The sequence below is a fragment of the Pseudomonas sp. 50_B genome (assembly GCF_017491625.1).
In the GTDB taxonomy this organism is placed as follows: domain Bacteria; phylum Pseudomonadota; class Gammaproteobacteria; order Pseudomonadales; family Pseudomonadaceae; genus Aquipseudomonas; species Aquipseudomonas danubii.
Map to the genome: position 1 here is coordinate 311,434 of NZ_JAFGYX010000001.1, position 13,871 is coordinate 325,304.

A 13,871-nucleotide genomic window follows, 5' to 3' on the forward strand; every position below is an offset into this window, starting at 1 on the left:
GTCTGACAAGATGTAGCGATAAGCGTTGAACGCCAGTCGATCTCCGAGTAATCGAGCAGATCGGCTGGCGCTCTTCGAGTTACAGGTTAAACTGCGGCGGCCATCCAATAATTCCACTGAGGCGCCGTGCATGAAATTCCGTTTTCTTCTCTGGGTGCTTGGCCTGTTGATGGGCAAAGCCAGCCGCAACAATCCTGCTTTTCAGCAACAGTTGGGTGACAAGGAACTGGTATTCCAGTTGCAGACGCTCGACGGCAAGGTTGCTCGACACTTCTTCGTCAAAGACCAGCGCGTGACCAGTCGTTCGGGGTTCTATCCGGAGCCGGCGTTCGCCATTGCCTTCAAGGATGCCGCTTATGGCTTCGCCACGATGCAGGCGAAGAACAAGCAGTTGGCGTTCATGACCGGGATTCAGGACAAATCGATCCAGATCAAGGGCAATCCGGCGCTGGTGATCTGGTTCCAGGGCTTGACCAAGTATTTGAAACCGAAGAAGGCCAAGCCCAAGGCTTGAGGGTGGGACTTCGCCGGCTAGCCGGCGAATGGGGTCAGGCCTGGCTGAACTGCGAAGCCAGTTCCCGCAGCAGCACTTCCGCTTCCAGCACTTTGCTCACCACGTCTTCGGCCTTGTCGCGGCTCAGGCCCAGGCGCTCGAACAGGGCGTCGGGAATTTCCTCGTGGGGGCCGGAACCGATGCCACGGCTGCGCAGCAGGCGCACCGCCAGGCACACCAGATTCGGGTACTCGGCGTAGGCGCCGTCGTAGCTCGGGTCGTGCTGGAAGCGCAGGGCGGTGGACAGCTCGTCCGGCATGTCCCAGTAACGCATCAGCCAGGAACCGATCTGTTCGCGGCTGATGCCCAGCAGGTGCTGCTCGACATAGCTGTGGCACAGGTGCGGGTTGACCTCCAGGTGCCGGCAGATCAGCGAGAAGTGCGGTGGGAATACGTGGGCCAGCAGCAGGTAGCCGAAGTTGTGCAGCAGGCCGGCGAGGTAGGTCAGGCCGGCTTCCGGGCGCTGTGCGCGGGGCATGGCGCGGGTCAGGCCTTCGATCACCGCGGCGGTGTAGATCGATTGCTGCCAGTAGGGCGTGGCGTGCTGCGGCTGGTCCTTGGGCAGGCTCAGGGTCTTGCCCAGGGCCAGGCCCAGGGCGAGGTTGATCACCAGGTCAAAGCCCAGCACGCGGACGATGGCGTCCTCCACCGAGCGGATCTTGCCCGGCGACGCGTAGTAGGGCGAGGCGGCCCAGCTGACCACTTGCGCGGCCAGGGCCGGGTCGGTCTCCACCACGCCGGTGATGTCGTCGATGGTGGCGTTGGGGTCGACCCGCAGCTTGATGATCTTCTGCGCGGTTTCCGCCAGCGGTGGGATCTCGATGGTGGCTTCCAGGCGTTGCTGGATACGCCGCGCGGTGAACGCCTGCATGGCCTGGGTGATTTCCTCGCGGTCGTCATCCGGGCGATCGAGGTTGGGGCGGATGCTGCTCAGGGGTTCGCCGAAATGCCCGGCGCTGGCCTTGTTGAGCATGCTCTTGAAGGCTTCGCTGGTGATTTCCAGAAGCACGCCCGGCTCGCCCGAATAGATCAGCAGGCTGGGTTCGCGCAGCAGGCTTTCTTCGTACAGGCAGGGGGAACTGGTGAGTGCCGGCAGGCCGGGCAGCAGGCTCAGGCTGTGTTTGCCGAGCATGCGCTCCAGGCGTTCGGTGGACACCGCGGTGAGACGGCGGCCGGTGAGTTCGGTGAGGCGGTTGAGGTCCAGTAGCTGGCTCTGCGGAAACAGCACCATCAGCGCGCCGACGGCATCGTCCAGCAGCACTGCCTGGACCTTGCGCGCAGCCGGCAGGCCCGGCTGGTCGAGCACTTCGTTGTAGCTGATGGCCAGCTTGCCGAGCAGCAACCGGATAACAGACGGAGCGTGTGGGGTTGCAATGTCGAGGGCAACTTCTGTCATGGTCTGGTATCCGTTTTTCTACAATTTGACGAGTATAACCAGCTTGGTTATGCCCATGGTCCATTAACTGAGCGTTGGTTCACACTTGGCCGTATTGCTGGCCGTGGCGCAGCCAGCGTTCCAGCAGCGGGCTCACATGGTCCGGCCAACGCTCCAGCAAGGCCTGCGCGGCGTCGCGCACGGCCGGTAGCAGGTCAGCGTCACGCATCAGGTCGGCGACCTTGAATTGCAGCAGGCCGGTCTGGCGGGTGCCGAGCATTTCCCCGGGGCCGCGCAGTTCCAGGTCCTTTTCGGCGATGACGAAACCGTCGTTGGTCTCGCGCATGATGCCCAGGCGCTGCCGCCCGATTTGTGAAAGCGGCGGATGGTAGAGCAGCACGCAGTGGCTGGCGGCGCTGCCGCGTCCGACCCGGCCGCGCAGCTGGTGCAGTTGCGCCAGGCCCAGGCGCTCCGGGTTCTCGATGATCATCAGGCTGGCATTGGGCACATCGACCCCGACCTCGATCACGGTGGTGGCCACCAGCAGTTGCAGGTTGCCGGCCTTGAACTCGGCCATCACCGCGGCTTTCTCCGCCGGTTTCATGCGGCCGTGAATCAGCCCCACGCGCAGTTCGCCCAGGGCGCTGGAGAGGTCTTCGAAGGTGGTTTCGGCCGCCTGGCAGGTGAGCTCTTCAGACTCTTCGATCAGGGTGCAGACCCAGTAGGCCTGGCGCCCTTCGGCGCAGGCCGCGCGCACCCGCTCGATCACTTCGACGCGGCGGCTGTCGGTCACCAGCACGGTGTTGACCGGGGTCCGGCCGGGCGGCAGTTCGTCGAGGATCGAGGTATCCAGGTCGGCGTAGGCGCTCATCGCCAGGGTTCGCGGAATCGGTGTGGCGGTCATGATCAGCTGGTGCGGACAGAGGCGGCCACCCACGCCTTTCTGGCGCAGGGCCAGGCGCTGCTGGACGCCGAAGCGGTGCTGTTCGTCGATGATCACCAGGGCCAGGTTCTTGAACTGCACTTCATCCTGGAACAGGGCGTGGGTGCCCACCACCATCGGCGCGCCGCCGGCAATCTGTTCCAGGGCCGCAGCGCGGTTCTTGCCCTTGAGCTTGCCCGCCAGCCAGGCGACTTCCAGGCCCAGGGGCTCGAGCCAGCGCTTGAAGGTAATGAAGTGCTGCTCGGCGAGGATTTCCGTCGGCGCCATCAGCGCCACCTGGTAACCGGCTTCCAGGGCCTGCAGGGCGGCGAGGGCGGCGACCACGGTCTTGCCGGCCCCTACGTCGCCCTGGATCAGGCGCAGCATGGGCTCCGGCTGGCTCAGGTCGTAGGCGATTTCGTTGCCGACTCGCTGTTGCGCGCCGGTGGGGGCGAAGCCGAGGTTCTTCAGGTATTTGGCCGGCAGCTTCTTGGCCAGGGGCAGTACCGGGGCGCGCTGGGAGCGCAGGCTGTCGCGCAGGCGTTGCTGGGACAGCTGATGGGTCAGCAGCTCTTCGAACGCCAGACGGTGCTGGGCCCAGTGGTGCCCCAGGGCCAGTTCGTCGACATCGGCGTCCGCCGGCGGGTGATGCAGGTAGCGGATCGCATCGTCCAGGGGCGCCAGCTGATAGTCGCGGGCCAGTTCTTCGGGCAGCCAGTCGGGCAGGCTACGCGGGCCCAGCAGCGCCAGGCTCTGCTGGCAGAGCAGGCGCAGGCGCTGTTGGGTCAGGCCTTCGGTCAGGGGGTAGATCGGCGTCAGGGTCTGATCCACCGGCGGCGGCTCGTCACCACTGATGGCGCGGTATTCGGGGTGGTAGATCTCCAGTCCTGAGGCGCCGGGTCGGGCTTCGCCGTAGCAGCGCACGCGGGTGCCGCGTTTCAGGCCGTCTTTCTGGGCGTTGCTGAAATGGTAGAAGCGCAGGCTCAGGCCGCCGGTGCCGTCTTGCAGGCGCACCAGCAGGCTGCGGCGTTTGCCCATGACCACATCGGCGCCGCTGACGGTACCTTCGATCACCGCATCCTGGCCGGGGCGCAGAGCGCCGATCGGCACCACTCGGGTACGGTCCTGATAGCGCAGGGGCAGGTGGAACAGCACGTCCTGAAGGTTCTCCAGGCCGACCTTGGCCAGCTTCTCGGCCATGGCTTCGCCGACGCCCTTGAGTGCCGTGACCGGCACTTTCGACAGCTCAGTCATTGCGCTTGCTTAGCTCGCGGCGGGCGGCTTGGCCACCGAGCACAGGCGGATCGAGTCGGCGAGGATCTCGATGGCCTTGGGCCGCGGGAAGCTGGCGCGCCAGGCGATGGCGACGGTGCGAAACGGTACCGGCGGGGTCAGTGGGCGGACTTCGATCACGCCGGGAGCGTAGTGATGGCTGTCCACTGCCGACAGCGGCAGGATCGAGATGCCCAGGCCGGAGGCGACCATGTGGCGGATGGTTTCCAGGGAACTGGATTCCACGGTGGTGTGCTTGGCGCCGTCGTTGCCCTTGGTCAGGGTCGGGCAGGCTTCCAGTACCTGATCGCGGAAGCAGTGGCCTTCGCCCAGCAGCAACAGGCTCTTGTCGTTGAGCAGGCTGGCGTCGATGGTTTCCTTCTTGGTCCAGGAATGGCCGCTGGGCATCAGCACATAGAAGGGTTCGTCGTACAGCGGCAGGGTCAGGACATCGGCCTCGTTGAACGGCAGGGCGATGATGATGGCGTCCAGCTCGCCGTTGCGCAGTTTGTCGCGCAGGACGTGGGTGAAGTTCTCTTCGATATACAGCGGCATCTTCGGAGCGACCCGGTGCAGCTGGGGAATCAGGTGCGGGAACAGATAAGGGCCGACGGTGTAGATGGCGCCCACCTTCAGCGGTGCGGTCAGCTGGTTCTTGCCGGCCTGGGCCAGTTCGCGGATGCCTTGGGCCTGTTCCAGGACCTTCTGCGCCTGGGCAACGATGGTTTCGCCTACCGGCGTCAGGCGTACCGCGCTCTTGCTGCGCTCGAAAATCAGCACACCGAGTTCGTCTTCAAGCTTCTTCACGCCTACCGAAAGGGTCGGCTGGCTGACATGGCAACGCTCGGCGGCGTGGCCGAAGTGCTGCTCTTGGGCGAGGGTAACGATGTAGCGCAATTCTGTGAGAGTCATAGCGGGCGTCCATGAGGTTGCGGCCAAGCATAACGGCTGCAATCGATAGACGCACGTTATCAGACAGAGGGTGGAGTGCGACACCCGCCAATGTCTGCTTCAGGCTGCACAAGCGACAAGGGCACCCTGAGGTGCCCTTGCGTTGTATCAGCGGCGGCCGCGGCTTCTGTCGATCTCGTAGTTGTACGAGGCGGTGATTTCCACGCTGCCGTTGGTGAGCATGTCGGCCGGTGGCTTGGGCAGTGGCTGGGCCCGCCGGATCATGTCCAGGGTGGCCCGGTCCAGATCAGCGTTGCCCGAGCGTCCCACCAGCTCGTAGGACAGCACCTTGCCTTCGGCATCCACCACGAAGCGCAAGGAGTTGGTGCCTTCCTTGCCGCGCCGCTGGGCTTCGCCCGGGTAGCGCTTGTACTTCGCCAGGTGGGCCTGCAACTCACCCTGCCAGTTGGCCTTGGCGGCGGCCTGGGCCGGTGATGGGCCTGGGGTCGCTGGAGCGGGCTGCTTGGACGGCGACGGGGTTACCGGAGCGTCGCTGGGCTTTTCCTCGGAAGGTTTCTCCTTGGGCGGCTCGGGCTTGACCACCGGTTTTGGCGGCTGCGGCTTGGGCTTCTGCTTGGCCGGCTTGGGCACCGAAATAGTCGGTTTCGGTGCTTCGGCGAGCTTGGGCAGCGGCAGTTCTTCCACGGGCGCCGGCGGTTGCGGCGGGGTCACCACTTTCGGTGGTGCCGGGGGAGGCGGCACAGGGGCAGGCGCCAGTTCGACCACCATGGCTTGTGGTGGAATGGGCATCGGCTGTGGCTTGGACCAGTTGAGGGCGAGCAGGATCGCCACCGCATGGACGCCCAGCACCACCGCCAGGCTACCGCTGTAACGCGTCAGTCTTTGGCGCGTCGTGATCATTTCTTGGCTGCCGTCTCAAGTCCGACCAGGCCGACTTTCAGGTAGCCGGCGGCGCGCAGGGTGTCCATCACGCTCATCAGGTCGCCGTAGTCCACGCCCTTGTCAGCCTGGAAGAAGATCGTGGTGTCCTTCTTGCCCTGGGTACGGGCGTCAAGGATGGCCCCGAGGGTTTCGGCCTTGACCTCATCTTCACCCAGGAACAGACGCTGATCGGCCTTGACGCTGAGGAACACCGGTTTCTCTGGGCGCGGCGCCGGCTTGGCGCTGGAGGCAGGAAGATCAACCTTGATGTCCACGGTGGCCAGAGGGGCGGCCACCATGAAGATGATCAGCAGCACCAGCATCACGTCGATGAACGGCGTGACGTTGATTTCGTGGTTTTCGGCCAGGTCGTCGCCTGCGCCTTCTTTCAAATGCAAGCCCATGGCTGATTACCCCACTTTCACCATGTGCGGTTGTGCGGAGCGCTCGGTCGGCTGGTGATCCAGGTCACGGCTGACCAGCAGCAGGACTTCTGCCGAGGCGTCTGCCACCTGGGCCCGATAGCCGGTGATGGAGCGAGCGAAGACGTTGTAGATCACCACCGCGGGAATCGCTGCGACCAGGCCCAGGGCGGTGGCCAGCAGGGCTTCGGCGATACCCGGGGCGACCACGGCGAGGTTGGTGGTCTGGGTTTTGGCGATGCCGATGAAGCTGTTCATGATGCCCCAAACGGTACCGAACAGACCGACGAACGGTGCGGTAGAGCCGATGGTGGCCAGTACCCCGGTGCCGCTGCTCATGTTGCGGCCGCAGGCGGCTACCAGGCGCTCCAGGCGGAAGCTGACCCGTTCCTTGATGCCTTCTTTCTCACGGCTATTGGTCGACAGGCGCATTTCTTCCAGGGCGTCGTGCACCAGCAGGTGGGCGAGGGTGCCCTCCTTGGCGGCCGTGGCGCTGGCTTCTTTGAGGGTGGTGGCTTTTTTCAGGGCGGCGATTTCGCTGCGCAGGCGGCGCTTGGCGCCCAGCAGTTCGAAGCCTTTGGCGATCCAGATGGTCCAGGTGATGATCGAGGCGATGGCCAGCCCGATCATTACCAGTTTCACGATGATGTCGGCGTTCTGGTACATGCCCCACGGCGACAGGTCGTGGGCCATGCCCAGGCTGTTGTCGGCTTCGAGGACTTCGGGAGCGTCTTCAGCAAGCACTGGCTGGCCTTCGACCTGAGCCGGTTCGCCAGCCACTGGGGCGGCGGTGGGAGTTGCCGGGTTGGCAGCCGGAAGCTCGGCGGCCGGGGCAGTCGCGGTCGGTGCGGTGGCGGCGGTGGTGGCCGGTGCGTGTTGGTCGGCGAAGGCTGCGGTCGGTGCCAGCAGCAGGCTGCACAGCAGCGCTGCAACCGCGCTCACGGCGCGCAGTGGGCTTGGGCGTTTGGTTGGCGAGGCGGAGAGTTGATTGCTTGTCATGCTGGCCGGACCTGAGAGGAAAAAAGGGTGAAATGTCCTTCTAGGCCTCGCAGGGCCGAGAACAAAATGGGTGGGCATTATTGCAAGTAATTCTTGTTAACAGAAGTAATAGAGTATCTTTTTTTCCTTGATTGCTAGCCGTTCGTCCAGTGCCGAGGCTAGTCTTGACCTTTCTGAAAGGAGTTTTCTGATGTCCTTCCCCTCTGTTTTGATCGCCGGTTGCGGTGATGTCGGGAGTCGCCTGGCGACCCAATTGCTGGTCGAGCAATGGCAGGTTTATGGTCTGCGTCGCAACGTTTCGCGCTTGCCGCAGGGGGTGGTGGGTGTCGCCGCAGACCTGTTCAGCGAGCAATGTCCGGCCCAGTGGCCGCAAGCGCCCGTGGATTATCTGGTGTACTGCGCGGCGGCCACGGAGCATGACGAGGCCGGGTATCGTGCGGCCTATGTCGAGGGCTTGCAGCATGTCCTGAGCTGGCTCCAGCAGCATGGCCAGCAGCCCAAGCGCTTGTTGTTCGTGTCCAGCAGCAGTGTTTACGAGCAAAAGGGCGGCGAGTGGGTCGACGAGAACTCCCCGACCCTGGCGACCGGCTACTCGGGCCGTTTGATGCTGGAGGCGGAGCAGGTGGCCTTGAACAGTGGGATTCCTGCCAGTCGGGTGCGTCTGACCGGTATCTATGGACCGGGCCGTGAATGGTTGCTGACTCAGGTGCGTCGCGGCTATCGGGTGGCGATTGAGCCGCCGTTGTATGGCAATCGCATCCATGCCGACGATGCGGCGGGGTTGCTGGCGTTTTTGCTCAAGGCTGACCAGGGTGGTGCTGTCCTGGACGACTGCTATATAGGCGTGGATGACGCGCCTGCGCCTCTGGCGGAAGTGGTTGGCTGGCTGCGTGAACGCCTGGGCGTGACTGAGTGGTCCGATGATGCCAGCGTTCGGCGCACGGGCAGCAAGCGTTGCAGCAATGCCCGGGCCCGGGCCTTGGGCTGGGTGCCGCGTTACTCGAGTTATCGCGAGGGGTATGCGGAGATTCTTCAGGGCCAAGCTTGAACCGGGCTGTAGCCGCTACCGTTGGCAGCGGCTACAGGAGGGTCATTGTTTTTCCAGCAGCCATTGCTGACTGCCCGGTGTCAGCGAGGGCACTTCATCCGCCAGTGCGGTATTCACCGCCTGGAAAATTTCCAGCTGCTGATCCTTGCGGACGAAGATCCAGGAGTTGCCCTGGCCATTGAGCTGCAGCCAGATGCTGTCGTTGCCACCGCTCATGGAGGCGCAGTCACCGGCCAGGCACAGGGCGTAGCGATCGGCGCCTGGCAGGCCTTGCACGGCGCCGTTGGCCTGGAACTGTACTTCGTTGCCCAGCCCCGGACCGCTGACGATTTTCCATTTGCCACCCAGATAGGCCGAATACAAGGCACGCTCGAAGTTGGCGCCCAGTGGTGCGCCTTCAGGTGCCGGGTCTTTGGGCGTGGCAAACACTTGTTCAGGCTCGTTGTCGTTGGCCACTTGCAGCAATTGCTTGCCGTTGCGTTTGAGTTCGGTGGCGGCGCTGCCATAGAACTCGACCTTTGTGGTGTTTGAGCCGTCGCCGATGATCTTGCCTTCGATGGTCTCGAAGCCATTGGTGTAGCGTGCCTGGCCGGCTTTGGTGTTGAGTTCCCATTCCAGGTTCGGGCCGTAAGCCTGGAGGGCTTCACGCAAAGGGCCGCCCTTGGAGGCTGCGTCGACCGCTACCTGATTGATCCAGATGCCGCCTACATCGTTTTTGGCGGGGTCGCTGGCACAACCGCCGAGCAATAAGGCGAGCAGCGAAACAGCTAGCGCTTGGCGCATGACGAAATCCTTTCAGAACGAAAACGGCGCAGCCTGAAGAGCTGCGCCGCGGGTGTTACTCGATGACCAGAATGGCATCCATTTCAACCTGTGCGCCCTTGGGCAGGGCGGCCACGCCGATGGCGGCGCGGGCTGGGTAAGGCTGTTGGAAGTACTTGCCCATGATCTCGTTGACCTTGGCGAAGTGGCTCAGGTCGGTGAGGAAGATGTTCAGTTTGACGATGTCCTTGAACGAACCGCCAGCGGCCTCGGCTACCGACTTGAGGTTCTCGAAGACCTGGACGGTCTGGGCTTCGAAGCCCTCCACCAGTTCCATGGTTTTTGGATCGAGGGGAATCTGGCCCGACATGTAGACAGTGTTGCCCGCCTTGATGGCCTGGGAGTAGGTGCCGATGGCGGCCGGGGCCTTGTCGCTGGTGATAACGGTCTTGGTCATGAATGACTCCTTGTAATGGACGGGCTACGCGCGCATGCGGGTGATGCGGATGACCCCGGTCAGGGCGCGCAGTTTCTTGATCACGCGAGCCAGGTGCACGCGGTCGTGCACGCTGACCACCAGTTGGACCACGCTGATGCGACCATCGCGTTCGTCCATGCTGATTTTCTCGATGTTGCCGTCGGCGGCATTGACGCTGCTGGCCAGCAGCGCGATCAGGCCGCGCTGGTGTTCCAGCTCGACGCGCAGTTCGACGTTGAATTCGCCGGTGACATCCTTGGCCCAGGACAGCTGGATGCATTTTTCCGGGTTGTGACGGATTTCGCTGATATTGCGGCAGTTGTCCAGGTGCACCACCATCCCCTTGCCGGCGGACAGGTGGCCGACGATCGGGTCGCCGGGGATCGGCGTGCAGCATTTGGCGTAGCTCAGCACCAGGCCTTCGGTGCCGCGGATCGCCAGCGGGCCTTCCGGGCTCGGCAATTGTTCGCCTTCGCCCAGCAGGCGGCGGGCGACCACGTAGGCCATGCGGTTGCCCAGTCCGATGTCTTCCAACAGGTCTTCGATCAGCTCCAGGCGGTATTCCTGAAGAATCGCCTGGATACGCTCCGTCGGGATTTTTTCCAGGGAGCTGTCGAAGCCGTTGAGCACCTTGTTCAGCAGGCGTTCGCCAAGGCTGATGGACTCGGAGCGACGTTGCAGCTTGAGGGCGTGACGAATATGGGTGCGAGCCTTGCCGGTGACCACGAAGTTGAGCCAGGCCGGGTTCGGCCGTGCTCCCGGGGCGCTGACGATCTCCACGGTGGAGCCGCTTTGCAGGGGTTCCGACAGCGGGGCCAGGCGGCGGTTGATCCGGCAGGCGATGCAGCTGTTGCCCACGTCGGTGTGCACCGCATAGGCAAAGTCCACCGCGGTGGAGCCTTTGGGCAGCTCCATGATCCGGCCTTTGGGCGTGAACACGTAGACCTCGTCCGGGAACAGGTCGATCTTCACGCTTTCGATGAATTCCAGGGAGTTGCCAGCACGCTGCTGCATCTCCAGAACGCCCTTGACCCATTGGCGGGCGCGGGCATGGGTGCTTTTCGGCTGTTCGTCGCCACTGGATTTGTACAGCCAGTGAGCGGCGATGCCGTTGTTGGCCATTTCTTCCATTTCCCGGGTACGAATCTGGATCTCGATTGGTACTCCGTGCATACCGAACAGCGTGGTATGCAGCGACTGATAGCCGTTGGCCTTGGGAATGGCGATGTAGTCCTTGAAGCGTCCCGGCAGTGGCTTGTACAAATTATGTACAGCGCCGAGCACGCGATAGCAGGTGTCTACTTTGTCGACGATGATACGGAACGCATAGACGTCCATGATCTCGTTGAAGGCCCGGCGTTTGCCGCGCATCTTCTTGTAGATGCCATACAGGTGCTTCTGGCGACCGCTGACCTCGCCCTGTATGCCGTCGATGGCCAGGCAGTGGCTGAGGGACTCTTCGATCTTGTTGACGATTTCCTTGCGGTTGCCCCGGGCGCGCTTGACCGCCTGGTAGATCCGCGCGGAGCGCATCGGGTGCATCGCCCTGAAACCCAGGTCTTCGAATTCGATGCGGATGCTGTGCATGCCCAAGCGGTTGGCTATGGGAGCGTAGATCTCCAGGGTTTCCTTGGCGATTCGCCGACGTTTTTCGCCGGACAGCACTTCCAGGGTGCGCATGTTGTGCAGGCGGTCGGCCAACTTGACCAGGATCACGCGAATGTCGCGAGCCATGGCCATGGCCATCTTCTGGAAGTTTTCCGCCTGGGCTTCGGCCTTGGTCTCGAAGTTCATCTGGGTCAGTTTGCTGACCCCATCCACGAGTTCGGCCACGGTTTCACCAAACTGCGCACTGAGCGCTTCCTTGGCAATTCCGGTGTCTTCGATCACGTCATGCAGCATCGCGGCCATCAGGCTCTGATGGTCCATGTGCATGTCGGCAAGAATGTTCGCTACCGCGAGTGGGTGCGTGACGTACGCCTCGCCGCTGCGACGGCGTTGACCGTCATGGGCTTGTTCGGCGTAGAAATACGCTCGGCGGACCAGATTGACCTGGTCCGTGCCGAGATAGGTCGATAAGCGATCGGCGAGGGCGTCTATGCTCGGCATGATATCTCCTGCCGTAAGCTGTGATCCCGCGCCGTGCTACGTCGACCAGGCATAGGCTCAGACGGCCTCGTTGGACTCGTCCTCGAAAGCAGCAAAAAGCGGTTCATCTTCAACGATTTCGGCTTCGGCGATAGCTGCGTAGTCGATCAGGCCTTCAGCGATTTCGCGCAGGGCGACAACGGTAGGCTTGTCGTTTTCCCATGCTACTTTCGGCTCTTTGCCGCCGGTTGCCAGTTGACGGGCACGCTTGGTAGAGAGCATGACCAGCTCAAAGCGGTTATCCACGTGTTCTAGACAGTCTTCAACGGTTACGCGGGCCATGGTCTTCCTCGTAGCAAATGCAATATGCGCGCTGCCCGGATGGGCGAGCGGACTCAACAGTTTAAAAAATCACCAGCGTTTAGGGAAGCGCTGATTTTTTGACCAAGCTCTTCAACGCGCTGCAAGTGCCAATGTAAAGCGCTTGCAGCGGTTTTGGGAAGTGCTGTTTAACCAAGCAATTCAGCGAGCAGTTTGCCAAAGCGCTGCTGCTGACGTTTCTGTTGCAGCTGATTGGAGCGGAAAATCGCTTTCAGATCTTCCAGCGCGTGGGCGAAGTCGTCGTTGATGATCAGGTAGTCATAGTCGACGTAGTGGCTCATTTCGCTGACGGCTTCACGCATCCGCCCTTCGATGATTTCGTCGCTGTCCTGCCCGCGGTTGGTCAGGCGCTGGTGCAGGGCCTGCAGTGACGGCGGCAGAATGAAGATCGAGCGTGCCTGAGGCATGAGCTTGCGCACCTGCTCGGCACCCTGCCAGTCGATTTCCAGGATCAGGTCGTGGCCTTCGTCCAGGGTCTGCTGCAGGTGGCTTTGTGAGGTGCCATAAAGGTTGCCGAAGACTTCGGCGCGTTCGAGAAAGTCGCCGTGCTCGATCATCTTCACGAACTCGCTGCGTTCGACGAAGTGATAGTTCACGCCATTCACTTCACCTGGGCGCATGGCGCGGGTGGTGTGGGAGACGGAGACGCGGATCTCCTGGTCGGCGTCGGTCAGGGCCTTGACCAGACTGCTTTTGCCCGCGCCCGACGGGGCGGAAATGATGTACAGGGTGCCGGTGCTGTGGGTCATGTCAGTTGCCTTACTCAATGTTCTGCACTTGTTCGCGCATCTGCTCGATCAACACCTTGAGGTTGACCGCAGCCTGGGTGCTGCGCGGGTCGAAGGCCTTGGAGCCCAGTGTGTTGGCTTCGCGATTGAGCTCCTGCATCAGGAAGTCCAGGCGCCGACCGGCAGCGCCGCCGGACTTGAGCACGCGGCGTACTTCGATGATGTGGGTGCTCAGGCGGTCCAGTTCTTCAGCGACATCGCTCTTCTGCGCCAACAGGACCATTTCCTGCTCGAGACGGGTAGGGTCCAGTTCGGCCTGCATGTCGGCGAAGCGGTCGAGGACTTTCTGGCGCTGGGTCGCGAGCATCTGCGGGACCAGCTCACGCAAGGTCGCCACGTCTTCTTCAATGGAGGACAGGCGCTCGTTGATCAGCCGGGCCAGTTCGGCGCCTTCGCGCTCGCGACCATTCTTCAGGTCTTTCAGGCCCTGGTTGAACAGGGCCAGGGCATCGCTGTTCAAGGCTTGCGGGTCGGTGGCATCGGCCACCAGCACGCCGGGCCAGGCCAGGACTTCCAGTGGATTCAGGGCTGCCGGCTGCTTGATCAGGCTGGCGACGGTTTCAGCGGCGGCCACCAGTTGTGCCGCACGTTCACGGTCGACTTGCAGCGGCTTGCCGGTGGTCTCTTCAGTGAAGCGCAGGGTGCATTCGACCTTGCCCCGGGACAGGCCCTGGCGCAAGGCTTCGCGGACTGCGCTTTCGAGGTCGCGAAAGGCTTCCGGCAAACGCAGGTGCGGCTCCAGGTAGCGGCTGTTGACCGAGCGCAATTCCCAGCTCAGGGTGCCCTGAGTGCCGGCCCGTTCGACTCGGGCGAAGGCGGTCATGCTGTGCACCATGGAGGTACCTCCGATTCAGCGCCGGCACCAACCCCAGGAGGATTGAGCGGGCCTGATAGTGATGAATTGAAGCCGACAGGCTGCGAAGGCGCAGGATTGTAGCGCAGTGCGGCCG

The 13,871-nt window shown here is 62.9% G+C and carries 14 protein-coding genes; 2 read left to right on the forward strand and 12 right to left on the reverse strand.

Annotated elements, in window-relative coordinates:
* Positions 1 to 130 precede the first annotated feature (130 nt).
* The gene (locus J5M73_RS01470) at positions 131 to 514 is read left to right on the forward strand and encodes a helicase (RefSeq protein WP_102862277.1); all 384 of its coding nucleotides are present in this window, start codon (positions 131 to 133) and stop codon (positions 512 to 514) included.
* Between the two features lie 34 nt (positions 515 to 548).
* Here the strand turns inward: J5M73_RS01470 and J5M73_RS01475 are convergent, their stop codons facing one another.
* The 6 genes from J5M73_RS01475 to exbB form a co-directional block, all read right to left on the reverse strand.
* Positions 549 to 1,949: an aminoacyl-tRNA deacylase and HDOD domain-containing protein gene (locus J5M73_RS01475; protein ID WP_102862276.1), complete on the reverse strand. Its 1,401-nt coding sequence runs from the start codon at positions 1,947 to 1,949 to the stop codon at positions 549 to 551.
* Between the two features lie 79 nt (positions 1,950 to 2,028).
* Complete coding sequence (gene recG, locus J5M73_RS01480; protein ID WP_102862275.1) at positions 2,029 to 4,104, reverse strand: ATP-dependent DNA helicase RecG; 2,076 nt, start codon at positions 4,102 to 4,104, stop codon at positions 2,029 to 2,031.
* Positions 4,105 to 4,113: 9 nt separating this feature from the next.
* Positions 4,114 to 5,034, reverse strand: a complete 921-nt coding sequence (locus J5M73_RS01485) for a hydrogen peroxide-inducible genes activator (protein WP_102862274.1) — start codon at positions 5,032 to 5,034, stop codon at positions 4,114 to 4,116.
* A 147-nt stretch (positions 5,035 to 5,181) separates the two neighbouring features.
* On the reverse strand, positions 5,182 to 5,934 hold the full coding sequence (locus J5M73_RS01490; protein ID WP_102862273.1) for an energy transducer TonB: 753 nt from the start codon (positions 5,932 to 5,934) through the stop codon (positions 5,182 to 5,184).
* A complete protein-coding gene (gene exbD / locus J5M73_RS01495) occupies positions 5,931 to 6,359 on the reverse strand; it encodes a TonB system transport protein ExbD (protein WP_102862272.1) in 429 nt (142 codons plus the stop codon). Before exbD ends, J5M73_RS01490 begins: the two co-directional genes overlap by 4 nt.
* Before the next feature lie 6 nt (positions 6,360 to 6,365).
* The gene (gene exbB, locus J5M73_RS01500; RefSeq protein WP_207814961.1) at positions 6,366 to 7,376 is read right to left on the reverse strand and encodes a tonB-system energizer ExbB; all 1,011 of its coding nucleotides are present in this window, start codon (positions 7,374 to 7,376) and stop codon (positions 6,366 to 6,368) included.
* 190 nt (positions 7,377 to 7,566) lie between these two features.
* On the opposite strand from exbB, the gene J5M73_RS01505 reads away from it, so the two are divergent.
* Positions 7,567 to 8,424, forward strand: coding sequence for an SDR family oxidoreductase (locus J5M73_RS01505; protein ID WP_207814963.1), 858 nt, complete (start codon positions 7,567 to 7,569; stop codon positions 8,422 to 8,424).
* Positions 8,425 to 8,466: 42 nt separating this feature from the next.
* On the opposite strand, the gene J5M73_RS01510 is transcribed toward J5M73_RS01505, so the two are convergent.
* The 6 genes from J5M73_RS01510 to J5M73_RS01535 form a co-directional block, all read right to left on the reverse strand.
* Positions 8,467 to 9,207, reverse strand: coding sequence for a hypothetical protein (locus J5M73_RS01510; protein WP_207814964.1), 741 nt, complete (start codon positions 9,205 to 9,207; stop codon positions 8,467 to 8,469).
* Between the two features lie 55 nt (positions 9,208 to 9,262).
* The gene (locus J5M73_RS01515) at positions 9,263 to 9,643 is read right to left on the reverse strand and encodes a Rid family detoxifying hydrolase (protein WP_007921133.1); all 381 of its coding nucleotides are present in this window, start codon (positions 9,641 to 9,643) and stop codon (positions 9,263 to 9,265) included.
* A 24-nt stretch (positions 9,644 to 9,667) separates the two neighbouring features.
* Positions 9,668 to 11,773 (reverse strand): bifunctional GTP diphosphokinase/guanosine-3',5'-bis pyrophosphate 3'-pyrophosphohydrolase, encoded by a 2,106-nt coding sequence (gene spoT, locus J5M73_RS01520; protein WP_102862268.1) that lies wholly within the window; start codon positions 11,771 to 11,773, stop codon positions 9,668 to 9,670.
* A gap of 57 nt (positions 11,774 to 11,830) precedes the next feature.
* The gene (rpoZ, locus tag J5M73_RS01525) at positions 11,831 to 12,094 is read right to left on the reverse strand and encodes a DNA-directed RNA polymerase subunit omega (protein ID WP_007921129.1); all 264 of its coding nucleotides are present in this window, start codon (positions 12,092 to 12,094) and stop codon (positions 11,831 to 11,833) included.
* A 167-nt stretch (positions 12,095 to 12,261) separates the two neighbouring features.
* Positions 12,262 to 12,882, reverse strand: coding sequence for a guanylate kinase (gene gmk, locus J5M73_RS01530; RefSeq protein ID WP_102862267.1), 621 nt, complete (start codon positions 12,880 to 12,882; stop codon positions 12,262 to 12,264).
* 10 nt (positions 12,883 to 12,892) lie between these two features.
* A complete protein-coding gene (locus J5M73_RS01535; protein WP_102862266.1) occupies positions 12,893 to 13,756 on the reverse strand; it encodes a YicC/YloC family endoribonuclease in 864 nt (287 codons plus the stop codon).
* Positions 13,757 to 13,871 lie beyond the last annotated feature (115 nt).